Origin of the sequence: Bradyrhizobium tunisiense, from assembly GCF_042263385.1 — a bacterium.
Lineage (GTDB): Bacteria > Pseudomonadota > Alphaproteobacteria > Rhizobiales > Xanthobacteraceae > Bradyrhizobium > Bradyrhizobium tunisiense.
The window spans coordinates 97,929-124,031 of the sequence record NZ_JBHLEV010000008.1 but is presented as its reverse complement, the minus strand read 5'-3'; the positions used below and the strand labels follow the sequence as shown (position 1 = coordinate 124,031).

At 63.6% G+C, this 26,103-nt stretch carries 26 protein-coding genes; 20 read left to right on the top strand and 6 right to left on the bottom strand.

Going from position 1 to position 26,103, the window contains the following annotated elements:
• Positions 1-131: 131 nt before the first annotated feature.
• From nusG to ACFDR6_RS28460, 5 genes are all read right to left on the bottom strand, one after another.
• Positions 132-686 (bottom strand): transcription termination/antitermination protein NusG, encoded by a 555-nt coding sequence (gene nusG / locus ACFDR6_RS28480; RefSeq protein ID WP_007602985.1) that lies wholly within the window; start codon positions 684-686, stop codon positions 132-134.
• The gene (secE, locus tag ACFDR6_RS28475) at positions 686-877 is read right to left on the bottom strand and encodes a preprotein translocase subunit SecE (RefSeq protein WP_007602984.1); all 192 of its coding nucleotides are present in this window, start codon (positions 875-877) and stop codon (positions 686-688) included. Before secE ends, nusG begins: the two co-directional genes overlap by 1 nt.
• Before the next feature lie 341 nt (positions 878-1,218).
• A complete protein-coding gene (locus ACFDR6_RS28470; protein WP_212092213.1) occupies positions 1,219-2,487 on the bottom strand; it encodes a class I SAM-dependent methyltransferase in 1,269 nt (422 codons plus the stop codon).
• Between the two features lie 85 nt (positions 2,488-2,572).
• On the bottom strand, positions 2,573-3,589 hold the full coding sequence (locus ACFDR6_RS28465; protein ID WP_212092214.1) for a lysylphosphatidylglycerol synthase transmembrane domain-containing protein: 1,017 nt from the start codon (positions 3,587-3,589) through the stop codon (positions 2,573-2,575).
• Between the two features lie 12 nt (positions 3,590-3,601).
• Entirely contained in the window at positions 3,602-4,303 is a 702-nt protein-coding gene (locus ACFDR6_RS28460) for an SIS domain-containing protein (protein WP_375860308.1), read from the bottom strand.
• A gap of 51 nt (positions 4,304-4,354) precedes the next feature.
• Here ACFDR6_RS28460 and ACFDR6_RS28455 point away from each other — a divergent pair, with 51 nt between their 5' ends.
• From ACFDR6_RS28455 to ACFDR6_RS28370, 18 genes are all read left to right on the top strand, one after another.
• Complete coding sequence (locus tag ACFDR6_RS28455; protein WP_375860306.1) at positions 4,355-5,368, top strand: SDR family oxidoreductase; 1,014 nt, start codon at positions 4,355-4,357, stop codon at positions 5,366-5,368.
• 83 nt (positions 5,369-5,451) lie between these two features.
• Positions 5,452-7,014, top strand: a complete 1,563-nt coding sequence (locus ACFDR6_RS28450) for a PfkB family carbohydrate kinase (RefSeq protein WP_212092217.1) — start codon at positions 5,452-5,454, stop codon at positions 7,012-7,014.
• A 27-nt stretch (positions 7,015-7,041) separates the two neighbouring features.
• Positions 7,042-8,043, top strand: a complete 1,002-nt coding sequence (locus tag ACFDR6_RS28445) for an NAD-dependent epimerase/dehydratase family protein (RefSeq protein WP_375860305.1) — start codon at positions 7,042-7,044, stop codon at positions 8,041-8,043.
• A 5-nt stretch (positions 8,044-8,048) separates the two neighbouring features.
• Entirely contained in the window at positions 8,049-8,660 is a 612-nt protein-coding gene (locus tag ACFDR6_RS28440; protein WP_375860304.1) for an HAD family hydrolase, read from the top strand.
• On the top strand, positions 8,657-9,694 hold the full coding sequence (locus ACFDR6_RS28435) for an aminoglycoside phosphotransferase family protein (protein WP_212092220.1): 1,038 nt from the start codon (positions 8,657-8,659) through the stop codon (positions 9,692-9,694). Before ACFDR6_RS28440 ends, ACFDR6_RS28435 begins: the two co-directional genes overlap by 4 nt.
• Entirely contained in the window at positions 9,669-10,517 is an 849-nt protein-coding gene (locus ACFDR6_RS28430; RefSeq protein ID WP_212092221.1) for a transketolase, read from the top strand. Before ACFDR6_RS28435 ends, ACFDR6_RS28430 begins: the two co-directional genes overlap by 26 nt.
• A gap of 10 nt (positions 10,518-10,527) precedes the next feature.
• Positions 10,528-11,487 carry a transketolase family protein gene (locus ACFDR6_RS28425; protein ID WP_212092222.1) on the top strand — a complete coding sequence of 320 codons (960 nt, stop codon included), beginning with the start codon at positions 10,528-10,530 and terminating at the stop codon, positions 11,485-11,487.
• 8 nt (positions 11,488-11,495) lie between these two features.
• The gene (locus tag ACFDR6_RS28420; protein ID WP_375860302.1) at positions 11,496-12,602 is read left to right on the top strand and encodes a DegT/DnrJ/EryC1/StrS family aminotransferase; all 1,107 of its coding nucleotides are present in this window, start codon (positions 11,496-11,498) and stop codon (positions 12,600-12,602) included.
• On the top strand, positions 12,592-13,710 hold the full coding sequence (locus ACFDR6_RS28415; RefSeq protein ID WP_212092224.1) for a DegT/DnrJ/EryC1/StrS family aminotransferase: 1,119 nt from the start codon (positions 12,592-12,594) through the stop codon (positions 13,708-13,710). The genes ACFDR6_RS28420 and ACFDR6_RS28415 overlap by 11 nt, the downstream gene beginning before the upstream one ends.
• On the top strand, positions 13,707-14,513 hold the full coding sequence (locus ACFDR6_RS28410) for a sporadic carbohydrate cluster 2OG-Fe(II) oxygenase (protein WP_212092225.1): 807 nt from the start codon (positions 13,707-13,709) through the stop codon (positions 14,511-14,513). Before ACFDR6_RS28415 ends, ACFDR6_RS28410 begins: the two co-directional genes overlap by 4 nt.
• Entirely contained in the window at positions 14,506-14,898 is a 393-nt protein-coding gene (locus ACFDR6_RS28405; protein WP_212092226.1) for an LIC12192 family sporadic carbohydrate cluster protein, read from the top strand. Before ACFDR6_RS28410 ends, ACFDR6_RS28405 begins: the two co-directional genes overlap by 8 nt.
• A 25-nt stretch (positions 14,899-14,923) precedes the next feature.
• A complete protein-coding gene (locus ACFDR6_RS28400; protein ID WP_212092227.1) occupies positions 14,924-15,589 on the top strand; it encodes a class I SAM-dependent methyltransferase in 666 nt (221 codons plus the stop codon).
• Entirely contained in the window at positions 15,567-16,145 is a 579-nt protein-coding gene (locus ACFDR6_RS28395; protein ID WP_212092228.1) for a WbuC family cupin fold metalloprotein, read from the top strand. Before ACFDR6_RS28400 ends, ACFDR6_RS28395 begins: the two co-directional genes overlap by 23 nt.
• Positions 16,066-17,184: a lysylphosphatidylglycerol synthase transmembrane domain-containing protein gene (locus tag ACFDR6_RS28390; protein ID WP_375860301.1), complete on the top strand. Its 1,119-nt coding sequence runs from the start codon at positions 16,066-16,068 to the stop codon at positions 17,182-17,184. Before ACFDR6_RS28395 ends, ACFDR6_RS28390 begins: the two co-directional genes overlap by 80 nt.
• A gap of 28 nt (positions 17,185-17,212) precedes the next feature.
• Positions 17,213-19,504, top strand: coding sequence for a hypothetical protein (locus ACFDR6_RS28385; protein WP_249153795.1), 2,292 nt, complete (start codon positions 17,213-17,215; stop codon positions 19,502-19,504).
• Positions 19,505-19,716: 212 nt separating this feature from the next.
• A complete protein-coding gene (locus tag ACFDR6_RS28380) occupies positions 19,717-20,934 on the top strand; it encodes a class I SAM-dependent methyltransferase (protein WP_375860300.1) in 1,218 nt (405 codons plus the stop codon).
• Entirely contained in the window at positions 20,927-22,120 is a 1,194-nt protein-coding gene (locus tag ACFDR6_RS28375) for a class I SAM-dependent methyltransferase (RefSeq protein ID WP_375860299.1), read from the top strand. The genes ACFDR6_RS28380 and ACFDR6_RS28375 overlap by 8 nt, the downstream gene beginning before the upstream one ends.
• Positions 22,121-22,133: 13 nt before the next feature.
• On the top strand, positions 22,134-23,168 hold the full coding sequence (locus ACFDR6_RS28370; protein ID WP_375860298.1) for a Gfo/Idh/MocA family protein: 1,035 nt from the start codon (positions 22,134-22,136) through the stop codon (positions 23,166-23,168).
• Here ACFDR6_RS28370 and ACFDR6_RS28365 read toward each other — a convergent pair.
• Positions 23,158-24,828 carry a hypothetical protein gene (locus ACFDR6_RS28365; protein ID WP_375860297.1) on the bottom strand — a complete coding sequence of 557 codons (1,671 nt, stop codon included), beginning with the start codon at positions 24,826-24,828 and terminating at the stop codon, positions 23,158-23,160. The genes ACFDR6_RS28370 and ACFDR6_RS28365 overlap by 11 nt on opposite strands.
• A 152-nt stretch (positions 24,829-24,980) precedes the next feature.
• Here ACFDR6_RS28365 and ACFDR6_RS28360 point away from each other — a divergent pair, with 152 nt between their 5' ends.
• The gene (locus ACFDR6_RS28360) at positions 24,981-25,487 is read left to right on the top strand and encodes a hypothetical protein (protein WP_212092234.1); all 507 of its coding nucleotides are present in this window, start codon (positions 24,981-24,983) and stop codon (positions 25,485-25,487) included.
• Positions 25,488-25,496: 9 nt separating this feature from the next.
• The gene (locus tag ACFDR6_RS28355) at positions 25,497-26,003 is read left to right on the top strand and encodes a hypothetical protein (RefSeq protein WP_212092235.1); all 507 of its coding nucleotides are present in this window, start codon (positions 25,497-25,499) and stop codon (positions 26,001-26,003) included.
• Positions 26,004-26,103: the final 100 nt, after the last annotated feature.

Here is a 26,103-nt window from a genome sequence, read left to right as displayed (position 1 = left end):
TATCACTCCTGTTGTGCCGGCATGGCCGGCGGTTTCAGGTTCGTGGTCTGGGTCGGATGCGGCTGGCAACCGCCCTCTCCCTCCCACGGCCTCTCTTTGCGCGAAGCTTTTCGGCTTCACGCGCGACCCGATCAGACCTTCTCGACCTGACCGAATTCCAGTTCGACCGGCGTGGCGCGGCCGAAGATCGACACCGCGACCTTCACGCGCGAGCGCGCCTCGTCGATTTCCTCGACGACACCCGAGAACGAGGCGAACGGGCCGTCGGCCACGCGCACGTTCTCGCCGATCTCGAACGACACCGACGCCTTCGGCCGTTCCACGCCCTCCTGCACCTGGTGCAGGATGCGCATGGCTTCGGCCTCCGAGATTGGCATCGGCTTGTTTTCGGCGCCGAGGAAGCCGGTGACCTTCGGCGTGTTCTTGATCAGATGAAACGCCTCGTCGGTCAGCTTCATCTTCACCAGCACGTAGCCCGGGAAGAACTTGCGCTCGGCGTCGATCTTGCGGCCGCGGCGCACTTCCGTGACCTTCTCGGTCGGCACCAGCACCAGCTCGAACAGCTCCTCGAGCCCGCGCTGCTTGGCCTGCTCGCGGATCGATTCGGCGACCTTCTTCTCGAAGTTCGAATAGGCGTGGACGATGTACCAGCGCTTGTCAGACAGTTGAGCGGTTGCTGTTGCCATCAGTGAATGCCCAGAAGGAAGGTGATGAGGACACGGATGATCTGGTCGGCGGCGAAGAAGAAGATCGAGGCCACGGCGACCATGACGAACACCATGATGGTGGTGATCGTGGTCTCGCGGCGGGTCGGCCAGGTGACCTTGGCCGTCTCCGAGCGCACTTCCTGCAAGAACTTGAACGGGCTGACTGCCATCGTTTTGATGTCCAACGTCCGTCGACAGACGCGATTGAATTTCAGGGATCCGAACAGCCGCCGTTGGCCCAGCCCTCTGTCGCGAAGGATGAGCCGGAAACCGGGCTCGATTGTTCGGGGATTTCAAAGCCGCGCCGGAGATCCGCGTCTAACGGGCCGGCTGCGAGTGCGGGGTATCTACTGCGGATGGGACCAAAGGTCAAGATAGCGGCGGGCCCGCCAAGCCCCCTGATCCGCACCGGGCTCCGGCAGATTCCAAGCGAATCAAAGCTTTACCGGTCCGATGATCTGCTGGTGCCGGGGCCAGCCTGGCGCCCTGCCCCTTGCCTGCCCAAACGCGGTCAGTCGGCCCGGTCGACCATCGAAATGCCCGGCAGCGGAACCACGAATTTTCCACCTTCGGCGAAATAGCGGGCGTGCTTGGCCCGGATCGGGTCGACATAGCGCCAGGCGAAGACAACGACGAATGCCGGCTTGCGCTCGTAAAGGGCGGCAGGCGGCAGGATCGGGATGTCGTAACCCGGGCCGGCCATCACGTTCCCCTTCTTGGGGTCGTCGTCCACGAGGAAGTCGATTTTGCTCTCCAGGCCGAACTGCGGCAGCAGAGTTGTGGTGCCGACGGAGACGCCGTAGCCGGCAACGAGCTGCCCGCGCGCATGGGCGGCATCGGCCATCGCGACCAACTCGTCGCGGATCGCGGCGATCCTCTTCACGTAGGGCGCATAATAGGCTGGCTGATCGACACCGAGCCGTTCTTCCTCGGCAACGAAGCGCGCGACCTCGGCCGACGGTTTCTTGGCACCGCCGGCGCGCTGCACCGTCACGCGGATCGAGCCACCCTTGGTCCAGATGTGCTGGACGTCGATCAGCTCCATGCCGAGCCGGGCAAAGAAACGGATCAGCGGCTTGATGTTAAAATACGACAGATGCTCGTGATAGACGGTGTCGAGCAGGTTCTTCTCGGTGACGTCGACGCCGTATTGCGTTTCGAAGACGAACAACCCGTCCGGCGCGAGCACGTCGCGAACCCCGATCACCAGCGGATCGAGATTGTCGACATTGGCGATCATGTTGTTGGCGATCACGACGCTCGCCGCGCCATGGCTCTGCAGGATGCGGTGACCGATGGCATCGGTGAAGAAATCGCCGATGGTCTCGATCCCTGCCTCGGTCGCGCGCCGCGCGATGTCGACGGCGGGATCGACACCCAGCACCCGCATGCCGCGTTCTTTGAAGAAGCCGAGCAACGATCCGTCGTTGCTGCCGAGCTCGACGACCAGCGAGCCCGGCGCGATGCCGAAGCGGCTGACGACGTCGTTCGCATAACCGGCGAAGTGCTCCCGCAGGCCGAGCGAGAGCGAGGTGGTGTAGACGTAGTTGCGGTATTGGATCTCGGGATTGCCGACATGGAGAATCTGCAGGTGACCGCAATCCCGGCACAGATGCAGCGCCATCGGCACCGCGGCCCGGAAGACGGGATCGTCGACGCTGGCGTCCGGGACCTGGAAGTTCGGCGTGCCGATGGGCATGCCTGCCATCGGGACGACCAGCTCCTGCTTGTCCGAATGACAGAGGCGGCAGGTTTGGCGGACGTAGAACAGATTTTTCATCGTGGAACCGAAAAATGAGATGCGCGGGCGGGTGAGGCAATCCCACCCTGTGAAAACCAGACCTGCAGCAATGGGCTCAAACGGGTCATGGGTGGCTCGAGACTTCCTTCCCCAGCCCGTAGCTGGGAGCTTCCTCCGCCGCCTTGGCAGCCTTGTCCGCGGAATACGAGCCGCGCTCCGGACTTGCCAGCCAGATCGCACCGCCGACGAGCCCGATGATCACGCTGATGGCGCCCAGCAGGAGCGAAACCGACAGCGCTTCCTCGGAAGGCACGCCCGCCAGACCGAGGCAGGCGACCATCGCACCCTCGCGAACGCCCCAGCCGCTGATTGAGATCGGGACGGCCGTCAACAGCACCACCGGCGGAATCAGGACGACGGCGTCCAGCACCGAGAGCTGCGCTCCGACACCGCGCGCCAGGGCGTAGCAGGCGGCCGCGGTCACGAGATGGATGAGAAGCGCCGATCCGAACAGCAGAGCGCGGCGCTCGGACTGCAGCAGAAGAAATCTCACCAGTGCTCCGAACCGAACGAAGCTCGCGATCGCCGGATGCGCAATGAGGCGCTTGGGCAGACGGTCGAGCGTCAACAGGACCAAGGTACCGGCGACGCCTGCCAGAGTCAGCCCGCCGATTGCCAGGATCGCGGCCTGATTGGACACGCGAGACAGCAGCAACGGCAATCCGGCCACCATCAGCACGATCAACCCGATCAATGCCGTGAAACGGTCGGCCGCGACGCCCTTGACCGCCTCCGGCCACTGCACGCCACGCTGGCGCAGCAGCCACATCCGCACCGCGTCCCCGCCGACCGACGAGGGCAACACCTGATTGAACCAGAGGCTGATCATGAGGATGCGCCAGCCCGCGAGCCAGTCCAGCGACACGCCCAGCGCGCGCATGATCAGCGCCCACCGGCCGTTGAGCACGAAGGTCTGGAAGAAGATCAGCGCCAGCGCGAGGACAAACAGGAAAGGATCGACCGAGACGATATGGTTGCGCAATTGTTGCAGGTCGAGACCGCGCGCGATGTAGACCAGCACGGCGATCGACAGCAGCAGCTTTACCGAAAACAGGGCCGCCTGTTTGAACCGCGACTGCATCCGGTGCCCGCCTCAGGATGCCGGATATTCCGCGCGACCGATGACGAGGTCGATCGCGGCCATCATCCAGAACTGGTGCGTGGTCTCGACAATGTTGTAGCTGCGGCTGTCGACCCAGAAATTGACATCGCCGAGATTGCGCAGGGGATTGTCCACATTCATCCCCGACAGCGTGATCACATCAAGCTTCATCGTCTTCGCCTGCGCCACCGCATTGAGGATGTTCTTCGAGCGTCCCGACGAGCTGATCGCGACGAGGCAGTCGCCGGCACGGGCGTTCAGCCGCACGGCGTGCGCGATCCAAGCCTCGAACCCATAATCGTTGGCTAGGCACGACATCATGCTCGCGTCGCTGAAGCAGAGCGCAGGCACCGATGCGTTCTTCGCAAGATCGATCGCCAGATGAGAGGCGATGCCGGCCGAGCCGCCGTTACCGATGAAGATGACGCGGCCGCCCTGCTCGCGCGTGCGCAACCAGGTGGCGCGCGTAGCCGAGATCGAGGCAAGAACGCCGTCGTCGACCGCCGTCGCGCGATGGAGGCGCCCCACGTAATCGTCGAGAAAAGCCTTGTGATCGGGATCGACGGACTCGACAGGCATGGGCTGGCGGCTCGGCTGCAACATGACGCCCTGATACCGGCTATTACTAGGGATTGCAAAGGTATAATGCTTGCAAAGTCGGCGAGCGGCTGATAGTCGGCTTTCGGGTTTCACTTAACATTGGCGGGCCTGTTTCGCTGGGCATTCGCGTCACGGATGTTCCCCATGAAATGCATTGTCACCGGTGGCGCAGGTTTCATCGGAAGTCACCTCGTCGATCGCCTCCTCGATGATGGCCACGAGGTCGTCGCGCTCGATAATTTCGTGATCGGCCGCCCCGAAAATCTGGCCTCGCGCGCCAATTCGAGCCAGTTGAAGGTCGTGCGGGCTGACGTCACCGACCTCGAATCCATCAAGCCGTATTTCCACGGTGTCGACTGGGTCTTCCACCTCGCGGCACTTGCCGACATCGTTCCCTCGATCGAGTCCCCGATCCCGTATCATCGCGCCAATGTCGACGGCACGGTCAACGTTCTCGAGGCGGCACGGCACGCTGGCGCCAAGCGCTTCGTCTACGCGGCATCCTCGTCCTGCTACGGTATTCCCGACGCCTATCCGACGCCCGAGAGCGCCGAGATCCGGCCGATGTATCCCTACGCGCTTACCAAGAATCTCGGCGAGCAGTGCGCCATGCACTGGTGCCGGGTCTACAAGCTGCCCGCGGTCGCGCTGCGCCTGTTCAACGTGTATGGGCCGCGCCATCGCACCACCGGCACTTACGGTGCCGTGTTCGGCGTGTTCATGGCGCAGAAGCTCGCCGGCAAGCCCTTCACGGTGGTCGGCGACGGCGAGCAGACGCGGGACTTCACCTTCGTCAGCGACGTCGCGGACGCCTTCGTGACCGCAGCGCGCTCCGATATTTCGCACGAGATATTTAATGTCGGCTCGGACAACACCTACAGCGTCAACCGGCTGGTCGAGCTTCTCGGCGGCGACAAGGTCCACATTCCCAAGCGTCCGGGCGAGCCCGATTGCACCTACGCCGACATCACCAAGATCAAGCGGGTCCTGAACTGGACGCCGAAGGTGAAGTTCGAGGACGGCGTTGCGACGATGCTGAAATCGATGGATCAGTACAAGGACGCTCCGCTGTGGACGGTCGACAAGATCGCCGACGCCACCAAGGACTGGTTCAAATATCTCGGTGACGACAAGAGCTCGCCGAAGGCAAGCTCTTGAACAGGCTCGCGGGATATCGTTGCTGCGAGTCGATCAATTTCGGGCCGGCCATCTGAGACCTGCCGGCGCTTTGGGTAATTCATATGGGTAATGCTCCAGACAAGCCGACCGGCCATCCGGCACCGCACGACAAGATCAAGTCGATCGAGGAGCTCGGCGAGGTTGCGCGCGCCGCGCAGGCCAAGGGCCTGACGGTCGCGCTCTGCCACGGCGTGTTCGATCTCGTGCACCTCGGCCACGTCCGGCACATCCTGGCGGCGCGCAACGAGGCCGACGTGGTCATCGTGACCATCACCGCCGACCGCTTCGTCAACAAGGGTCCGGGACGGCCGATCTTTCCGGAGAACATGCGCGCCGAGATGCTCGCCGCGCTCGGCACGGTCGACTGGGTCGGCATCAACCGGACGTCCAGCGCAGAGCCGGTCCTCGATACCGTGCGCCCCGACATCTACGTGAAGGGCTCGGACTACGAAAACCCCGAGGATGACGTCACCGGCAAGATCGCCACCGAACGCGAGGCGGTCGAACGTCATGGCGGGCGAGTCGTCTTCACGCGCGACGTGACGTTCAGCTCGTCGTCGCTGCTGAACCGCTACTTCGACATCTACGATCCACCTCTGCGCGACTACCTCCAGAAGGTGCGCGAAGGCGGCGGCGCCGAACGCCTGCTGAAGCTGATCGACAAGATCCAGGACATGCACGTCGTCCTGGTCGGCGATACCATCATCGACGAATACCAGTACGTCACGGCGCTCGGGAAGGCCTCGAAGGAGAACATCGTCGCGACGCTGTTCAGGAATGGCGAGCAATTTGCCGGCGGCGTCATTGCCGCAGCCAATCACGTGGCGAGCTTCTGCAAGTCGGTGGAGATCGTCACGACGCTGGGTGGCAACGACTACCCCGAAGAATTCATTCGCGCGCATGTTCGGCCGAATGTCACGCTCACGTCGATCCGCATTCAGGGCCGCCCTACGACGCGCAAATTGCGGTACGTCGAGATGGGCTATCTGCACAAGCTGTTCGAAGTCTACACCATGGACGACACGCCGCTGGACGAGACCACGCGCAGGGAGATCGACAAGGTCACAGCTGAACGCGTGCGCGGCGGGGACGTGGTCATCGTCACCGATTTCGGTCACGGGATGATCGCACCCAGCACGATCGACACGTTGATCGCGAATTCCAAGTTCCTGGCGGTCAACGCCCAGAGCAACAGCGGCAACCATGGCTACAATCTGATCACGAAGTATCCGCGGGCCGACTACGTCTGCATCGACGCGCCGGAAGCGCGCCTGGCCGCGACCGACAAATTCAACGATATCGCATCGGTGATCGAGGACGGCCTGCACGGCAAGATCGATTGCGACAACATGATCATCACGCACGGCTCCTTCGGCTGCTACCCCTTCTCGTCGAAGACAGGCGTCGCGCGCGTGCCCGCTTTCACCAAGACCGTGGTGGACACGGTCGGCGCCGGCGATGCCTTCCTGACGATTACGGCGCCGCTGGTGGCGGCCGGCGGCAATATCGAGGACGTCGCCTTCATCGGCAACGCGGCGGGCGCGATCAAGGTCGGCATCGTCGGTCACCGCAGCTCGGTCGAAAAGGCGCCGCTGGTCAAGTTTGTCACCGCGTTGTTGAAGTAGCGCGATAAAAGAATCTGGAGAACGACAGTGATTGATCAGAAATGGAACGTGATGGTCACCGGTGGCGCCGGCTATGTCGGCAGCGTGCTGGTTCCCCGGCTGCTGGCGGCCGGACACAAGGTCACCGTGCTCGACCTCTTCATGTACGGTGACGACGTCTTCAACGCCGTACGCGACAATCCGAACCTGCGCCTGATCAAGGGCGACATCCGCGACGAGGCCGCGATCAACGAGGCCCTGCGCGGCAACAACGCGGTGATCCACCTCGCCTGCATCTCCAACGACCCCTCGTTCGAGCTGGATCCGGGGCTCGGCAAGTCCATCAACTACGACTGCTTCCGTCCGATGGTGCGCGCCGCGAAGAAAGCCGGCATCAAGCGCTTCATCTACGCTTCCTCGTCGAGCGTCTACGGCATCAAGGACGAGGCCGAGGTCACCGAGGAGCTGTCTTGCGAGCCGCTCACGGACTACTCCAAGTTCAAGGCGATGTGCGAGACCGACCTCGCCGACGAGGCCGCGTCCGGCTTCGTCACCTGCACGGTTCGTCCCGCCACGGTTTGCGGCTACGCACCGCGGCAGCGGCTCGACGTCGTCGTCAACATCCTGACCAACCTTGCGGTCAACACCGGCCGTATCCGCGTGTTCGGCGGAACGCAGAAGCGGCCCAATCTGCACATCGAGGACATGTCGGCGGCCTATCTGTTCCTGCTTCAGCAGGATGACGCGAAGATCGACGGCAAGATCTACAATATCGGCTACGAAAACCACTCGCTGATGAAGATCGCCGACATCGTCAAATCGGTGGTCGGAAGCAACGTCGACGTGGCCGTCGAGCCGACCGACGATCTGCGCTCCTACCATGTCTCCTCGGAGAAGATCCGCCGCGAGCTCGGATTTGCGCCGACGCACACCATCGAGCAGGCCGTGTCCGGACTGGTGGACGCCTTCAGGGCCGGCCGCCTGCCGAACTCGCTCAACGATCCCCGGTACTTCAACATCAAGATGATGCAGAACATCAGCCTGAAGTGAGCGGCGTGCGGATCGGCATCGATTTCGACAACACGATCATCTGCTACGACAAGGTCTTTGCCGCCGTCGCGCGCCAGCGTGGGCTGGTGCCGGAGGGCTGGGTCGGGCTGAAGACCGATGTGCGGGATCTCTTGCGGTCCCGCGCGGGCGGCGAGCTTGCCTGGCAGGGGCTGCAAGGCTTCGTCTACGGCAAGGGCATTGGCGGCGCCGAGATCTATCCTGGAGTCCGCGAGTTTCTCGCAAGCTGCCGCAAGACCGGCACGAGCGTCTACATCGTCAGTCACAAGACGCAGTTCGGCCATCAGGATCCCGAGCGCGTCGATCTGCGCGAGGCCGCGCGCGGCTGGCTGAAGGGCGCCGGCCTCATCGACGTCGCCGAAGCCGCGCTGGCGGCGGGCGATGTCTATTTCGAGGACACGCTGGCAGCCAAGGTCGAGCGGCTCGCGAGCCTCAAGCTCGATATCTTCATTGACGATCTCGTCGACGTCTTCGAGCAACCGCATTTTCCGAGGGCGACGCGCTCAATCCTGTTCACACAGTCGCGGCCGCCCCATCCCGGCCATTGCGAGCCGATCGCGACCTGGGCGGGCATAAGCCGCGGAGTGTTCGCGCAATGAGCGAACCGGATTTGAGCGCGCAGGATGCGATCTCGATCGGCAGCCGCCTCGCCGGGGTACAGGTCGCGGCTGCCCAACCGGCACGGTCCGGCGGCAATAACCGAGTGTTTCGGCTGGAGATGACGGAGGGTCCGCCCCTCGCCCTCAAGCAATATCCGTCCGACGGGCGCGATCGCCTGGGACAGGAATATGACGCCTTGTCGTTTCTGTCGCGCCACGGCATCACATCGACACCGCGTCCGATCGCGAAGGACGCGGATGCATGCTGCGCGCTGTATCAATGGTTTGACGGCGAAGCGGCGGTGCTGCGCCCCCAGAACGGCGATGCCGATCAGCTGGCCGATTTCCTGATCGAATTGCAGAAGCTGCGCGAGGCCGAGGGCGCGCAGACTTTGCGGAACGCCTCAGCCAGCATCTTTTCGCCTGAGGAAGCCGTCGCCCAGTACGAGCAGCGTCTCGCCGGACTGAGACGGGCCTCGGACGATCATCCGGACCTGCGCGCGTTCATCGACCGCGACCTGGTTCCCAGCACTGCCGCCGCCATTCAACGGCTCCGTCGACGCTACGCGGAACTGGGCCGGGATCCCGCCGCGGACCTGGCACCCGCCCATCGCGCATTGAGCCCGTCGGATTTCGGATTGCACAACGCGCTGCGCACCGAAGACGGCAGGCTGCGCTTCATCGACTTCGAATATTTCGGCTGGGACGATCCGGTCAAGCTCGTGTCCGACACCGCGATTCACCCGGGCAGCGATCTGCCGGAGGCCAGCGCGAACCGATTGATCGAACGGCTCTCGCACGCCTTCGAGGCTGGGGATGACGCGTTTGCGATCCGCCGTGACGTACTGTATCCTGTGTTCGGGGCGATTTGGTGCCTGATTGTCCTGAATGCTTATTTGCCGGAAAGCCGCTCCCGGCGCGCCCTGGCTGCGCAGGGTGGCGATCTGACGGTCCGCCTTGCCGGCCAGCTCGACAAAGCCCGCCGGCTCCATCAAACGATTTGCCAACGTGATCCAGATCTCACCCCACGCTGAAGCCGCCCTCACCTGCACGCTGGACGAGCGCAGTCTTTATTTGCGCCGCCTGGTCCTCGGTTCTGTCCGTTCGGCTGGACGCGGCCATGTCGGTCCGGCCTTGTCGCTGATCGAGATGGTGCGCGTGCTCTACGACGACGTGCTGCGGATCGATCCGAACAACCCGCGCGATCCCGATCGCGACCGCGCGATCCTCAGCAAGGGACACGGTTGTCTGGCGCTCTATGCGCTCCTCGCCGATCGCGGCTTCTTCCCGCTGTCGGAGCTGGACGGCTTTTGCGGCCCCGACAGTATCTTGGGCGGACATCCCGAATACGGCATGGTGCCGGGCGTCGAGGCCTCGACCGGTGCGCTCGGACATGGTCTGTCGATCGGCGTCGGTCTTGCGCTCGCCGCACGCATGCGCGAGCGCAGCTACCGGACCTTCGTCCTGCTCGGCGACGGCGAGATCAACGAGGGATCGGTGTGGGAAGCCGCGATGGGCGCGGCCAAGCACGGGCTCGACAATCTGGTCGCGATGATCGACTACAACAAACTCCAGAGCTACGGCCCGACCGATTACGTCCTGCCGCTGGAGCCGCTCGCGGACAAATGGCGCAGCTTCGGCTTCGCAGTTCAGGAGCTCAACGGCCACGACGTCGGCACCCTGCGCACCGTGCTGAAGCAGGTCCCGGCCGTTCCGGGCAAGCCCACCGCGATCATCTGCCATACCGTCAAGGGCAAGGGTCTGCCGGCAGCAGAATCCAACGCCGATTGGCATCACAAGAACAAGCTGACCGACAGCGAGCTCGACGCCATCCGCGTCGCCGTCGGCGATTTTTGATCGGCTCCCCATGCGCAACACCGCGATGAACATGGTCCACAAGCTCGCCACACGCGACGAGCGAGTGCTTTACATCGGCTCCGATCCCGGCGCCGGCACCTTGCGCGCGATGAGCAAGGAATTCCCCAAGCGCCATCTGATCGAGGGCATTTCGGAAGCGCACATCATCGGCATGTCGGCCGGTCTCGCGATGGAAGGCTTCGTGCCCTACGTCAACACCATCGCGACCTTCCTCACCCGCCGCTGCTACGAGCAGGTGGCGGTCGATCTCTGCCTGCACAACCTGCCGGTGCGGTTGATCGCCAATGGCGGCGGGCTCGTCTACGCACCGCTCGGCCCCACGCACCAGGCGATCGAGGACATCGCCATCATGCGGGCGCTGCCGAACATGACGGTGATCTGCCCGTGCGACGCCGACGAGGCCGCGCGCATGATGGACAAGACGCTCGACTGGACCGGACCGATCTATATCCGGCTCGGCAAGGGCGGCGACGCGATCGTCTCGAAGGCCGAGCACGGCTTTGAGATCGGCAAGGCCATCCTGATGCGGCCGCCCGGCGACGTCCTCATGGTGACGACCGGCATCATGCTTCAGCGCGCCATCGCTGCAGCCGACCTGCTGGCCGCGCAAGGCATTCGCGCCGGTATTTTGCACATGCACACCGTGAAGCCGCTCGACACCGAAGCGCTGCTGCAGGCGATCCGCGGCGTCAAGCTCCTGGCAACGCTGGAGGAGCACGTGCCCTCCGGCGGCCTCGGCAGCGCGGTTGCCGAGACGCTGATCGACAAGCTCGGTTCGGGCCTGCCGGCGATGCTGCGGCTGTCGCTGCCGGACCGCTTCATGCACAATTACGGCTCGCAGGACTCTCTGCTGAAGAAGCACGGACTTTCCGCGGCCGCGATCGCGACCTCGATCGAGCGCGCGCATGCCGCCTCGCACACCCCCTCTCCTCAACTCCATTCCACCTGACGGGTCACATGTACGACGTTCGATATTCCTATCTGCTCGAGCAATTTTCCGACCCCGCTCCGATCCTGGCCGAGATCGGCCGTCTGGTAGCGACCGGGGACTTCACCCTTGGCAAGCCGGTTGCCGAATTCGAGAAGCGCTTTGCCGAGCTGATCGGCGTGCGTCACGCCATCGGCGTCGGATCCGGTACCGATGCACTCAAGCTTCCGCTCAAGGCGCTCGGCATCGGCCATGGCGACGAGGTCATCACCGCCGCCAACACGTTCATCGCCACTGTCGGCGCGATCGCGGAAACCGGCGCGACGCCGGTGCTGGTCGACTGCGACGATTCCTTCTGCATGAATGTCGACCAGGTCGAGGCCGCCATCACTGCGAAGACCAAAGCGATCATGCCGGTCCAATTGACCGGCGAGGTCACCGACATGGGCAAGCTGATGCCGATCGCGCAGCGCCACAACCTGCCCGTCGTCGAGGATGCGTGCCAGGGCATCCTCTCCGAGTTTGCGGGCAAGCGCTCCGGCACCCACGGCATCGCGGCCGGCTTCTCCCTGCATCCGCTCAAGAACCTCAATGTCTGGGGCGATGCCGGCGTCGTCGTCACCAATGACGACGGCATGAACGAAAAGCTCCGTCTGATCCGCAATCACGGCATGAAGAATCGCGACGAGATTGCGATCCTCGGCTGCAACTCGCGGCTCGATTCCCTGCAGGCCGTGGTCGGCAACTGGCTGATCGGCCAGACCAGCGAGATCACGCGGCGCCGGATCGAGAATGCGGCCTATTACGACGCCGGCCTTGCCGGCCTGCCCGGCCTGCGCGTCCCGCCGCGCCGGCCCAACGTGAAGCACGTCTACCATCTCTACATGATGTTCGCCGAGCGCCGCGACGAGCTCTACCAACATTGCCTGGACAACGGCATCGAGGCCAAGATCCATTATCCGATCCCGCTGTACCAGCAGGAAGGCCTCAGGCATCTCGGCTACGCGCCCGGCACCTTCCCGGTCACCGACCGCCACGCCAAGGAAGTCATCAGCTTCCCCGTCGACCAGCATCTGACGCGCGCCCAGCAGGATCGCGTCATCGAGACCGTCAGGAAGTTCTGCCATGGACGCTGACACCGGCCGCCGGCGCATCGGTTACGTCAATCTTCCCGCACAGTTCGAGGAAGAGCGCGCCGAGATCATGCAGGCGGTCGAGGGCGTGTTCCAGCGCGGCGATTTCATCGGCGGAGCCGCCGTTGGAAAACTCGAAGAGGAATTGTCCGCCTATCTCGGCTCGCCGCATGTCGTGACGCTGAATTCCGGCACCGACGCGCTGATCCTCGCCTTGCGGGCGCTCAATATCGGTCCCGGCGACGAGGTCATCACCCCGCCGAATTCGTTCGTGGCATCGACCGCCGCGATCGTCGCGGTCGGCGCGACGCCGGTGTTTGCGGACGTCTTGCCGGACCAGAACATCGATCCGGCCGCGGTCGAGGCCGCCGTCACGCCGCGCACCAAGGCGATCATGCCGGTGCATCTGACCGGGCGCATGGCCGACATGGCCCCGCTGATGGCGATCGCGGACAAGCACGCGCTCGCCGTGATCGAGGACAGCGCCCAGGCGGTCGGCTCGACCTATGACGGCCGAATGAGCGGCACCATCGGAACGTTCGGCTGCTTCTCCGCCCATCCCCTGAAGAATCTCAATGCCGCGGGCGATGCCGGCTTCCTCGTCACCGCCGACGCCGAGCTCGCCGCGCGAATCCGCCGGCTGCGCAATCACGGTCTGATCAACCGCAGCGACGTCCAGGAATGGGGCATCGTCTCACGGCTCGACACGTTGCAGGCGGAAGTGCTGCGCATTCGCCTGCGCAACCTGCCATCGGTGATCGAGCGACGGCGGCGCAACGCCGCGCAATACCGCGCCGAGCTCGCAGGGCTCCCTCTGTTCATTCCGCCCTGCCGCAACATCGAGTTCAACACCTTCCATACCTTCGTGGTGCAGACCGACCGCCGTAACGACTTCCAGAAATATCTTGCCGACAAGGGCATCGAGACCGCCATTCACTATCCGGTCCCGATCCACCTGCAGCCGGCGGCGGCGCATCTGGGCCACGGCCGCGGCGCGTTCCCCGTGACGGAACGACAGGCGGACCAGATCCTCACGCTTCCGATCAACCAGTTCCTGTCGGCCGCCGATATCAGCTATATCTGCGCGACCGCCCGGGAGTATTTTGCATGACGGATACGGACTTCCTTCAGGCTGACGAGCAGGCGCTGGCGCAGCGCTTCATCGACCACGGCTTCGTCACCACGCCGGCGGACGACCGCGCCGGCCTCGACCGGATCCAGCGGCGCGCCGCCGAGCTTGCGGCGGACTATCTGAAGCTGCCGCACAGCAACGATCCCTACGCGATGCTCGACAGCATCCACACGCGGGTGAGCGTCGACGATCTCAACGGCCTGCGGCTGCACGTCTTCAATGGCCTCAACGCCGAGCCGTGGTTCCGGCCGACCTATTTCCGTCTGGCACGCTCGACGATCGAGACCATCGTCGGCAACGAGCTCTGCATGCAGCGCCGCGTCAATCTCAGCATCCAGATGCCAGGCGACGATTCCTCGCTGCTCGCCACCCATTCCGACGTCTGGTCGGGCGACTCGCCGTTTGAGGTCGTGGTGTGGGTGCCGCTGGTCGACGTCCACAGCACCAAGGCGATGTATCTGCTGCCGCCGTCGCTGAACGGTGACATGCAGGACCGGATGGCAAGCCTGCGCAGCGCCGAGGAGCTGTACAAGACGATCAAGCCGCACGCGACCTTCATCGAGATTCCCTACGGTCACGTGATGCTGTTCAATCAGACCCTGATGCACGGTAATCGCGTCAACGAGGAGCCCGGCACGCGCTGGAGCATGAATTGCCGCTTCAAGAGCATCATGTCGCCCTACGCGGATAAGCGCTTCGGCGAATTCTTCGAGCCGATCCTGCTGCGCCCGGCGACGCGGGTCGGCATGCAATACAAGCTGCCGGGGGGCTTCCATGGCTGAGCGAGCCGGACATCGCGGCTATATCGGCGCGCGGCCGCTAAACGGCAGTCGCACCCCGCAGCACGTCCAGAACATCGTGATTCGCGACTACGCGCGGCGGAAAAACCTGCAATTTCTGCTCAGCGCCGTCGAGCACATCATGCCCGGCAGCTACATGGTGCTCGAGGACATCCTGGACGAGCTGCCCCGCCTGAAGGGGTTGATCCTCTACAGCATCTTCATGTTGCCACCCGACGAGGCCCGGCGACGACAGATCTACGACCGCGTGCTGCGCGAAGGCTGCGACCTCCACGCAGCCGTCGAGGAGATCACGCTGTCATCGCAGAAGGACATCCAGGCCGTCGAGGACATCCTGCTGGTCAATAAATACGCGACCATCCTGTGACGATGCCGCGGACCGGTTCGGCGCCATGACCGAGATCAACCTGCTCCAGCCAATGCACGCATCGACCAGGCGGAACTACGTTCAGCGCGTGGTCGAGCACGACAAGGCGGAATCCGCCACTGTGGCGCGGCAGTGGGGGCGCGACTATTGGGACGGCGACCGGCGCTACGGCTATGGCGGCTATCGCTACGACGGACGCTGGCGTCCGCTCGCCCAGACCCTGATCGATCGCTACGGCATCAAGCCCGGAATGAGTGTGCTCGACGTCGGCTGCGGCAAGGGCTACCTGCTCTACGAATTCACCCAGCTCGTCCCCGACCTCACGGTCGCCGGCATCGACATTTCCGACTACGGCATCGCCAATGCCAAGGAGGAGGTGCGGCCGCTGTTGAAAGTCGGCAGCGCCGTGGAGCTCCCCTACCCCGATCACAGTTTCGATCTCGTGGTGTCGCTCGGCGTGCTGCACAACCTTCCGCTTGAGGACGTCTTCCGCGCGGTGCCTGAGATCGAGCGCGTCGGACGCGGCACCTCGAAATATCTGATGGTCGAATCCTTCCGCAACGAGCGCGAGAAGGCGAACCTCCTCTACTGGCAGCTCACTTGCCTGAGCTTCCACGGCCCGGAAACCTGGGCCTGGATCTACGACAAATGCGGGTACCGGGGCGACCATGGGTTCATCTTCTTCGAATGAGGCGACGAGCCCGCGCCGGCCGACGTCGCTGCGCGCGCAGAATCCCGAAGTCTATTATTCGGACGACGCCATCGTCACGGCCGATGACGCCACGATCGCGGAGCTGAAGCGCATCGCCGCCGGCAACCCGCGTCTACGCAGCCGGCTGTGCACTCATCCCGATCCCTCGTCCAGCCTGCACGAAATGCTGATCGTGCATCATCGCGAGGCCTATGTGCGGCCTCACAAGCATTTTGGCAAACCTGAATCGTTCCACGTCATCGAGGGCACCGCGCAGGTTGTGATCTTCGAGGACGACGGCGGCATTCGCCAGGTGCTCGAGATGGCGCCCTACGGCCAGGGCAAGCGCTGCTACTACCGCATGCCCGAACAGGTCTTTCACTCGATCCTGATCACCTCGGAGTGGCTGGTGTTTCACGAAACCACGGCCGGCCCGTTCGATCCCGCCCGCACCGCATTTCCCGACTGGGCCCCCGATGGCGGCGACGCCGCCGAGGTCCAGGACTACGTCACAAGGATTGCCACGCTCGCCACGGAGCATCTGGCGAGAAAATAGACTCCGGCCGCTATCGCTGCCCGACGATACCGCCGCGAATGATCGAGGACGACACCAGCCGATGAAGCCGCCTGCAAAAGCACTGCTTACTCTGGCCAAGTTCGCCGTCTCGATCGGAATCCTCGTATTATTGTTGCGGACCCAGGATTTGTCCTCCCTGCAAGCCGATCTTCTCGCCGTCAGACTGGACATGCTGGCGCTCGCGGTGCTGCTGCTGTTTGTCCAGACCTTCGTGCTTTGCCACCGCTGGATTCTGATCCTCCGCGCCATGCACGTGCCTCTGGATTGGCTGTCCGGCTGGCGCATTCTCATGGTCAGCACCTTCTTCAACCAGGTGCTGCCCGCAGGCGGTGACGCGGTTCGGATCTGGATGCTGCGGCGCCATGGCGTGCAATGGTCGCCGACCATCAGCAGCATCGTGGCCGATCGGTTTCTGGCGCTGCTGGCGCTGGGTGTCGTCATATTGGCAGGGTTGCCGTTCCTGCTGCAACGGATCAGCGACAGGTCGCTCCTGTTCGCGATCATCGTCGTTCTCGTCATGGCGTGTTTCGGCCTGATCGCTCTGCTCATGCTGGACCGCTGGCCGCCTCGCATCATCGCCGCGCTGCCGGCCAGGATCGTGCAATTCGCGTTGCTGGTCAGGGCTCCGCTGGCGGCTGACGGGCGCGGAACGCTGATGGCGTCGGCCGTCATCATCCACCTGATCACGGTCGCAGCCTGTCAGGTCCTTGCGATCGGGCTCGACGCGCCACTCTCTGCGCTTGATGCGTTCGCTCTTGTTCCGCTTGTCATTCTGTCGTCCGCGGTTCCGATCTCGATCGGAGGATGGGGCGTGCGAGAAGGCGCAATGGTTGCCGCGCTCGGTCTCGCTGGAATCGCATCCGACAAGGCGCTTGCGATATCCGTCTTCCTGGGTCTTGGCGGCCTGATCATCGGGCTGGTTGGCGGGCTGGTATGGCTGATCGCCCCCGAGCGCACCAGCTTCAACCCCGACCAGGCGCGGGCCATCGCCGAACGAACTGATGTCGCGCCGGTCTAGCATGAGCAGTCCTGGACAAGATCAAACGATGACGGCCGGCGAGTTGCGTATGCGCGCCATCGTCGAGGCGTGGTGGCCGCGCGCCCTCGTCTTCGTGCCTGCGGCACTTGCCATCTGGTTCGTGAACCGAACCGGCACCTATCGCATCCTGCTGTACGACGGTGGCTGGACCACGCGACTTTACGTGCTCGCCTGGATCGTCCTGACGCCGTATCTCGGCTGGCTCATCATGGCGACCGGACGCCTGACGTTCTCGCTCATCAGGCACGAGCCCACTCAGCGCGTCGACGAGTTCTTTGTCGGCGCAGCCGCGCTGATCCTGACCGGATTTGGTTTCGGCGCTCTTTCCATCCTGTACCCGCAAATCGTTCTCGGATTTGCGACCTTGGCGCTGCTGTGGGACAGCCGAAGCTTCGGGAAGCCGCAGAAACTCGCGGTGACCCTGCCGCTGGCCGCAACATGCCTGATGGGTCTTTGGCTTCTAGCGACGGTGTTCCTCGATCGCGCCGTCATACCGGACGTCGTTTCGACCGACGTCCAACAGCTCTACGCCCCGTATCTCGCGGAGGTTGCGAGAAATCACAGCATCTGGCTTGCGGCCGACAATCCCATCTTCTCCGACTTTGAAATTGGTCACGGCAACGGCCTGCATCTGTTGCTGGCGACGTTCCTGCCGCCCCACGTTGCCCAGATCGTTTCGTTTCTCTACTTCGTCGGGATCGGCGCGGTCATTTTTGAGCTCGCCCGACTCATTCTGCCGTTACAGGCTCTCGGACGCCGTTGGGAAGACGCGGCGATACCAATTGCACTCGGCGTAGCGATCCTCGGCCTTGCGTGGCCCCGCACGATGCCGAGCGTCAAGGCTGGCCTCTACATCATGGAGTTCGGCAAGTACCACCTTCAGACCGCGGCATTCTTCGTCTATTTCCTGCTGGTCGTCATTCGGTCTTCCCAGGCTCGCGACCGCCTTGCCGCCGGCCTTTGCGGCCTTGCCGTCTCTGCCTCCTATCCGCTCTATGCAGCGTTCGTGTTCTTGATTTCGTTGCTAGGCGTATTCACCAGGCTCCTTCAGCGCGATCGATCCGGTCTCGTTACCAGCCTGCTGCTCGGGTTGGGAGCGGTTTGCGGGTGCATCCTCGCCTTCTCCATCAACTACTTCTATCTCGGAATCCCCGCAACCAATCCGTACTCGCTCTTTCGAAAGATCGCATTGGTCGAACGTTTCTCGCAGTTCGGCAGCCTGGAGATTCTTGACTTCTTCGTGCTGTCGCAATCGCTGGAGGTCACCGACTTTCTCAGCAAGGTCGGAGTGGTCAACTTCATCAGGCAGGCCAAATCCGTTCTGCAGGTTGCAGCTCTGATCGCGGCGACGACTTGCGCGATCTCTTTCCTCGATTCTAGATTTTTTCCGGATCGCGCCAGTGTCACGAAGTCTCTGGCCCTGCCCAGCATTGCGGGCGTCTTCATCGTGATCGCCTATGTCGCCAGCGTGCGGCTGTTGGACATGACGCTGAACATTCCGAGCCTGATCCGTCTATCCATTCACGTCAATGCGCTATTCCCGCTCGCGGCCGTCGCGATCGCGTGCTGGGCTCTTATCATCGTGCGCTGGCTAATCCCGGCCATATTCGTCGGGCGCTTTGCACCCAATGTTGCCATCCTGGCGCTGCTCGCCGCGTGCGGCTGGATGACAATCTCCTATCCTTGGCAGAGCTTCAGGGATGACGGAGCCATTGCCTTTGCGGGCGGCGGGCGCTCACTCATCCAGATGCCTCGTGTCAGCCTGAACTGGCAGCGCTGTGATGAACTGCAGCAATCGACGGGCTCCGAGCGGATTCTCGCGCTCAACGGTTACCGCGCCATGGTGCCCTGTTATTTCTCGCCGCTGCTGACGCGGGGCAAGATCATCCACACCTATCAGAGTGACGTCGCGCGCGACTTCAGGAAGATCGCACTGGGAACTGCCGACACGGCCGAAGCCACCCTCCGGTCACTCGGTGTCAAGCTGTTCTATGTCCAGAAGCAGAATTGCGATTTCTGGCTCAACGGCTTCTCCGATCTCTTTCAGAGCACCGAACTGGTGAAGCGATTCGCCCTGCATAGCGAAACCCCGGACTACTGGCTGTTGACGTGGAGGGATGGCGAGCAAGCACTCGCTCCCCAAGCCGAGGCCGGCGTTTCCGCGCTCCGGACGAGGTCGAAAGAGATCTACCGGCAGGCCTACGGCATCGAGCCATTCGAGGTGGTAAAGCACCGTCTGTCTCCCAACGGTCAGCGAGCGGACATCAGGGCTCTCGATCAACTCATGACCTGCCATTAGTCGGCTTCGCGCGGTTCCGTGCCTGTCGGCGGGGAAGCCCGCAATGAAGGCCGCGGGGTACCAGCTTCAGAGGGGCCTCCGGGCTTGTGAATAGCCCACCCCGGGCAACTTAAGAATTGTGGCACAGCCTGCGGCGCTATATAGCGTTCAACTGCGCCGCGTATCGCCGTGGCGCCGATGTTCCCTTGCTTTTCCTGCAAAGAGTTAAAGCCGTGACCGACCATTGCCGCCTTTGCCATTCCACCAACCTGCGTCCGGTCATCGACCTCGGACTGATGCCGATTGCACATCGGCTGCGGCACAGCCGAAACGAGCAGGATGAACGGTATCCGTTCGAGGTGCTGGCCTGCGGCGATTGCGGCCTGCCCCAGATCGTCAAGCCGATCGATCCCGACATTCTGTACCGCCAGTTCAACTACAATTTCAGCAGCTGGAAGCCCGAACCGCACCAGGTGGACGAGCTCGACACCATTGCGAAATTCTCGAAGCATCAGTCCGTGTTCGAGATCGGATGCAACGACGGCCTGTTCATGGACAAGCTCCGCGAGCGCGGCACCAAGGTCATGGTCGGCGTCGAGCCCAATCCGGTGTCGGGCAAGATCGCCCGCGAGCGTGGCATCAAGCTCTATGCCGACATGCTCAGCCCGGAGATGGCCCACGATGCCGTCGCTCAGTCCGGCAAGTTCGACCTCGTCATATCGCGTCAGGTGCTGGAGCACATCGTCGATTTCGAGAACTTCTTCGACTGCGTCAAGATCGCGCTGAGCGACGACGGGCTGCTGTTCATCGATGTGCCCGATTTCGCCCCCGGCTCGGCGGTGGGAGACCTCTCCGTTCTCTGGGAAGAGCACGTCAGCTATTTCACCGAACCGACCCTGCTCGCCCTGCTGGCGCGCCACGGCTTCGAGGCGGTGTCGGTGAAGAAATACAATTTCAGCGGCGGCAGCCTCGCGATCGCGGCCCGTCGCGCCAAGGGCGTCGTGACGCCGCCGCCCGCGCCATCCGGCGTCGGCGAGAGATTCGGTCAGCGCGCACGCGAATATGGCGCACGTCTCCGCCCAATTCTCGCGAAGGCCCGCGCCGACGGCGCCGAGATCGCCATCTACGGCGCCGGCTGCCGCGCCTGCACCTTCACCAACGCCCACGAGCTGGCGGATCTCGTCGACCTCTCAGTCGACGACCAGAAAGAGCGCCAGGGGCTGTTCCTGCCCGGCACCGGCATTCCGATCCGCTCGCCCGAGGATCTCGCCGGCAAGTCGGGCCCTCTCATCTGTCTCCTGGCCGTAAACGAGGAGAACGAGGCCAAGGTCAGCAGCCGGCTACGCGATAGCGTGAAGCGTCCGCTCGATATCGTTTCGATCTTCGCGCCGAACGACATCTGGAGCGAGCTCGACCGTCTCGAAGCGGCGCTAAGGTCGCGGCATGGCTGAGGACAAGCTCTTCAACTATTACGAACGTCAGGACGTTCTTCCGACGTTCGGGAATTTCAAATCGTCCACCGAGCTAGAGGCCTACGCCAGCCAGCGGCGCGAGCTGTTTTCGGACAAGCTGGTGCTGCCGCCGCGGCTGTTCCGCGATGCCGATGTGCTCGAATTCGGTCCCGATTCCGGCGAGAATGCGCTGGTGTTTGCCGGTTGGGGCGCCAACATGACGCTCGCCGAGCCGAACCGGCATGCACACCCGAAAATCCAGGCCTACTTCGCACATTTCGGCCTGACCCAACGTCTCCGCGAGCTCGCACTCGCCGATGTCGAGGGCTTCAGCAGCGATCGCCGCTTCGACATCATCGATGCCGAGGGCTTCATCTACACCGTGCAGCCGAGCGAAAAATGGCTCGGCATCTTCCACCGGCTGCTCAATCCGGACGGTTATGCCGTCGTGTCCTATTACGAGCGCTATGGCGGCTTCTTTGAGCTCGCGCTCAAGGCGATCCATGCGGCCGGCAAGGCGTTGAGCGGTCGCGCCGCGCTCGACACGGCGAAGATGCTGTTCGAGGCGAAGTGGGACAGCATTCCGCACACCCGCAGCTTCGAATCCTGGCTGATGGACGTGCTGGAAAATCCGTTCGTCCGGCATCGCTACTTCCTCGATGCGGCCAGCTTGTGCGCGGCGGCGCACGCACAGGGGTTCGACATCCATTCGGCATGGCCGGCCTATCGCGACAGCCTGGACATCTACTGGCACAAGAAGGTCCTGTCCGGCGACGACAAGCTGCTTCGCGCCAGACGCCATCTCGACCGCAGCCGCCTGAGCTTCCTCGGCGGACGAAAGCTCTATCTGGTCGGCAAAGCCGATGCCGTGCAGGCAATCTCGGCATCGATCGAGGCGCTGGTTCTCGACGTCGATGGCATGATCGACGATCCCCTCGGCGCGAGCCTGCCGCGCGTCATCTCGGGCCTTGCGGCCCTGCGCGAGACCATCCGCACCGCGGACATCCTCGCCGACGATGCCGCCGACATCGAAGCCATCATGGCGACGCTCGACAGCTTCCATCGCATCTTTGGCGCGATCGGGCGACGGGATGCGGCCGCGGTCGCCGCCCTCACCCGGGCGGATCCGGCATTCATCAACACGTGGGGACAACCGGCGCATTTCCTCGTGGTTCGGAAGCGCTAAGGGGTCGTAGCCAGTGAAGCCAGGCATTGGCATCATCGGAACGGGCATGGTCGGCCAGATGTGCCACCTCGCCAATTTCGCTGCCAATCCCGCCTGCCGCGTCGTCGCGATTGCCGATCTCCGGCCGGACCTCGCTGCCGCCGCGGCGCAGAAGTTCGGCATTCCCCGGGTTTACGGCACGCACCGCGAGTTGCTCGCGGACAGCGCGGTGTCCGCGGCCGTGGTCGTGACCAAGCGTCGCGCCACCGGCCCGATCGTGCTGGACGCGTTGAACAGCGGCCGGCACGTGCTGTCGGAAAAGCCGATGGCTTACACCACGGCCCAGGCCATCTCGCTGGTCGAAGCTGCGCGGCGGCACGACCTCGTCTACAGTATCGGCTACATGAAGCGTCACGATGCCGGCGTGGCACGGGCGCTGCAGGTTCTGGCGCGCGTGCGCAACGACCAGTCGCTCGGTCGCATCGTCCGGGCAAAGGGCTGGTGCTTCGGCGGCGACACCGGCCGCTCGCACGACAATTTCGTGATGACCGGTGAAGCGCGACCGGACGGGCTCGAGCTCTGGCCGGACGGTCCCGACTGGATGCCGCGGGCGATGCGTCCCGGCTACGACAATTTTCTGAACGTCTTCAGCCACATCATCAATCTGGCGCGCTACCTGCTCGGATCGTCGCCGACGGTGGCCGAAAGCGCGATCGAGGCTTCGGGTGCCGGGCGCATCATCCTCGATTTCGACGGCACCGAATGCACGCTGGATCTCGTGAACGGGTCAGAGGGTGCCTGGCGCGAGGGACTGACGATCGATTTCGAGCGCGGCGCGCTGAGCCTGGAGTTGCCCCCACCTTTCGCCGAGCAAGAGGCGGAGGTCATCATCGATCACGATGGCCAAGGCACGCGGCTGACGGGCGAAAAGAGCTGGGCATTTCGTCGACAGGCCGACGCCTTCGTTACCGACATCGCCGCGCGAGCCATACCTCTGGCCTCCGGCGAGGATTCGGTGACCGACATCGCGCTTGCAGAGACGGTTTGGAAACAGCGTCCTAGCGGCTAGGCGCGGCACTCTTGCTTGCGCCGTCGAGCGGCAGGACGCCGGCGATCGGGCCCAGCTTGATCGTGACCTGCGCAAGTTGAGCCAGAAACTCTGCAACATCGCAGCGCGCCAGCAACCGGCACGCGTAGTATTTTCGCACCAGGGTCTGGTTCGGCGCGGCTCCAGGGCCCGGCTGGAACGAGATCGTCGCCTGCGGTCCCGACGGATCGAAATGATGGAATGCACTTCCCGGAGCCTTCCTCGCTTCGTCCATTCCCTGCAGGATGTCGGGTCGCTCCGCGCGCAGCGCGAATCCGAAAAAGGGCTGGTTACCCCAGGCAAGGCGGAGCATGCCGGTGACCTCGGCGAGGCCGAACGGCACGTGCCGAGACGGGTAGTCGACAAAGCCGTCGTCGAGCGCATAGACCGTGGCCGCGGGCTGGACCCGGCCGGCAAGGTCGCGCGCCAGCGCCTCCTGCTTCAGCGTTCTCGCCTGCATGAAGACGTAGTCGCTCCACAGCATCCCGATCGACACGATCAGGCCCAAGCCGAACACGACCGCAAAGGCGGTGTTGGGAACGGTCCAACGTTCGGCCAGCCGCTTGAGTGCGAGAAGCGCCAATGCCATCGGCACGCCGAACATCAGCAGATGGCGGCTCTCGTAGAAATGCGTGGACGACGGCCGCAGGCCCGCGATCAGATAGGGTGACGACAATGCGAGGAACAAGATCCCGGCAAGCACGAGCGGCACGATGGTCGCGAGCCTGGACGTGGCCGGCTTCGTGTCGGAACGCAGCATCAGCAGGACGATGCCGACGAGCACGGCCGCCAGAATGAAGATCGTCGGGACCCTGATCGCCGCGCGCACAGCATGACCCAGGAGGTCGAAGTAAGCCGTGACCAGAAATGCCGACCATCCCCCGACCAGTTCGAGCAGGGTCGGCAAATGCGCATCATAATGCTGTGCGTACACGCCGATCCGCTTGAACCAGATGTTGAGCGTGCCCCAGTAGATCAGCGGAAGCATGATCAGCTCCGGATATCCCAAGGCAGTGCGCCAGGCTGCGAACCATGTGCGGCGAACGAAGCCCTCCGCCGCGTTGCCGCTTCGCCAGATCGCGACAAAGAGGCCGAGCACCACGAAGGCATAGAGCACGATGATCGAGTTGAGCGCGAAGCTCAGCAGGAACACGAGCGCACAGGCCACGCGAAGCAGCACACGCCGCAGGCCGCGCGCGCTGAAGGCCAGCGTCAACAACCCTGCACCGACGAACAGGAGTCCGAAGCTGAAGACGTAGACCGCGTTCGCCTTGCCCGCCCAAAGCTGATAGCCGGGATAGGTCCAGACGATCAGCGCGAAACCGACCGCCTCTGCGCGGTCGAGCAGATTGAGACGCGTTGCCGTCAGCGCCAGCGATATTGCGCCGAAGACGATTCCGGCGAACGCCAGCGAGACCATCACGGCGACGGGGGCGCCCGTCCAGTTTGCGAACGTGTCGTAGCTGTAGAAGATCGGATGACCGGCGCCGTTCAGCAGGAAATCGATGTCGATGAAATAGTCCGGGCGCGGCTTGAGCACCAGCCAGTCGTCCATGAAGAGACCGTCGTTCAGGAGCATCGGCGCATGCGCTGCCACCAAGACGACGAGGAGAACGACTATCGCACGCAGCAATGGGAACATCTCGGATGGAGGAACGGCATCCCTGCAAGGATTCGCACGCCCACGAGACGTCCGCAAGGGCGGGAGGACGGGCTCCCTTGACCCGAAAAATACGACCTCCTATAGACTTTCGCTCTGGCTGGGCCTGAGAGGCGTCCGGGGCGATTTTCCGAATGAACATGCTACCGGGCCCGGCGCAAGCCGCCGCGATTGGTCTCAGCGTCGCGCTGCCGCTGCTGTTGCTGTGCTACGCGCGCATCGCCGCCACCGGCGGATCCGGCCGCCGCTTTCGGCTCGGCTGCGTCAGCGTCATCGCCCTTTACGCGGTCGCCTGCATCGCACTCCCAGGTCAACGCCATTTCGACGACGTACTCAGCGGCCTGTTCCTGTTGGCGACCGCGATGATGTTTTGCTACATCCTCTTCAGCCTGCTGGCCTGGGGCTTTACGCTGACGCTGCTCACGGCACTCGTCCGGGCCGGGCGCCCCCTCACCCTGGAGCAATGGGCGGTCGCCTATATGCAGGGCGGCGATCTCGGCACCTTCACGCACAACCGCCTGAAGCTGCTCGTCGGCGCCGGGATGGTGGTCACGGCAGACGGCAGGCTTGTCCCGACGGCGAAGGGCGTGGCGGTCGCGCGTCTCGTCAAACTCGTCCGCCTGTCGACCGGACTTGGGTGAGCGGCCGCGATGTCCTTCGTTGTCGGATTCCTCGCCGCCGTCATCTTCGCCCTGCTGGCTCCTGCCTTGCAGTCGATGGCCCGCACTCGCGGATGGACGCTTGGAGCCGTGATGCTGCTCGCGATCGCCGCGGTCGTCACCCATGGTCTCGGCATGATGTTCGGAATCTTCGTCGTTCCGGAATTTCAGTACTGGGACGCCGCGTCGATTTTCGGCTTTCTCGTCATGGGTTACGTCTTCGCTTTCGGCGCAGTGTACAAATCGGTTTCCCTGGACATCCTGCTCGATGTCGTCGACCGGCCCGAGCGGAGAGCACCGCTTACAGACATCATCGAGCGGCAGGTTCCAGCTCTGTTCCAGGGACGAATTAGGAACCTGGTCGACGGCGGGTTGGTCGAACCGCTCGATACGCACTTCGCCCCGACCATCGCGGGCCGGACCATGGCAGACCGCGTCGGACGGCTTCGCCGCGCCTTCGGCATCGGCGATACCAGCCTCTATGATTTTTCGGATTAGTTGCGCAGAACACACACATCACCGGATTCATACCGGTCGTACGGGGCATATCTGCGGGCCCCTTATTGTTCGCCCGGCCCATATGACCTAGAGTCGCGCC

Coding starts and splice junctions, on each gene's coding strand:
- nusG (WP_007602985.1), bottom strand. CDS start 686: ATGGCAACAGCAACCGCTCAACTGTCTGACAAGCGCTGGTACATCGTC.
- secE (WP_007602984.1), bottom strand. CDS start 877: ATGGCAGTCAGCCCGTTCAAGTTCTTGCAGGAAGTGCGCTCGGAGACG.
- ACFDR6_RS28470 (WP_212092213.1), bottom strand. CDS start 2,487: ATGAAAAATCTGTTCTACGTCCGCCAAACCTGCCGCCTCTGTCATTCG.
- ACFDR6_RS28465 (WP_212092214.1), bottom strand. CDS start 3,589: ATGCAGTCGCGGTTCAAACAGGCGGCCCTGTTTTCGGTAAAGCTGCTG.
- ACFDR6_RS28455 (WP_375860306.1), top strand. CDS start 4,355: ATGAAATGCATTGTCACCGGTGGCGCAGGTTTCATCGGAAGTCACCTC.
- ACFDR6_RS28450 (WP_212092217.1), top strand. CDS start 5,452: ATGGGTAATGCTCCAGACAAGCCGACCGGCCATCCGGCACCGCACGAC.
- ACFDR6_RS28435 (WP_212092220.1), top strand. CDS start 8,657: ATGAGCGAACCGGATTTGAGCGCGCAGGATGCGATCTCGATCGGCAGC.
- ACFDR6_RS28425 (WP_212092222.1), top strand. CDS start 10,528: ATGCGCAACACCGCGATGAACATGGTCCACAAGCTCGCCACACGCGAC.
- ACFDR6_RS28420 (WP_375860302.1), top strand. CDS start 11,496: ATGTACGACGTTCGATATTCCTATCTGCTCGAGCAATTTTCCGACCCC.
- ACFDR6_RS28415 (WP_212092224.1), top strand. CDS start 12,592: ATGGACGCTGACACCGGCCGCCGGCGCATCGGTTACGTCAATCTTCCC.
- ACFDR6_RS28410 (WP_212092225.1), top strand. CDS start 13,707: ATGACGGATACGGACTTCCTTCAGGCTGACGAGCAGGCGCTGGCGCAG.
- ACFDR6_RS28405 (WP_212092226.1), top strand. CDS start 14,506: ATGGCTGAGCGAGCCGGACATCGCGGCTATATCGGCGCGCGGCCGCTA.
- ACFDR6_RS28400 (WP_212092227.1), top strand. CDS start 14,924: ATGACCGAGATCAACCTGCTCCAGCCAATGCACGCATCGACCAGGCGG.
- ACFDR6_RS28395 (WP_212092228.1), top strand. CDS start 15,567: ATGGGTTCATCTTCTTCGAATGAGGCGACGAGCCCGCGCCGGCCGACG.
- ACFDR6_RS28390 (WP_375860301.1), top strand. CDS start 16,066: ATGGCGGCGACGCCGCCGAGGTCCAGGACTACGTCACAAGGATTGCCA.
- ACFDR6_RS28385 (WP_249153795.1), top strand. CDS start 17,213: ATGACGGCCGGCGAGTTGCGTATGCGCGCCATCGTCGAGGCGTGGTGG.
- ACFDR6_RS28375 (WP_375860299.1), top strand. CDS start 20,927: ATGGCTGAGGACAAGCTCTTCAACTATTACGAACGTCAGGACGTTCTT.
- ACFDR6_RS28365 (WP_375860297.1), bottom strand. CDS start 24,828: ATGTTCCCATTGCTGCGTGCGATAGTCGTTCTCCTCGTCGTCTTGGTG.
- ACFDR6_RS28360 (WP_212092234.1), top strand. CDS start 24,981: ATGAACATGCTACCGGGCCCGGCGCAAGCCGCCGCGATTGGTCTCAGC.
- ACFDR6_RS28355 (WP_212092235.1), top strand. CDS start 25,497: ATGTCCTTCGTTGTCGGATTCCTCGCCGCCGTCATCTTCGCCCTGCTG.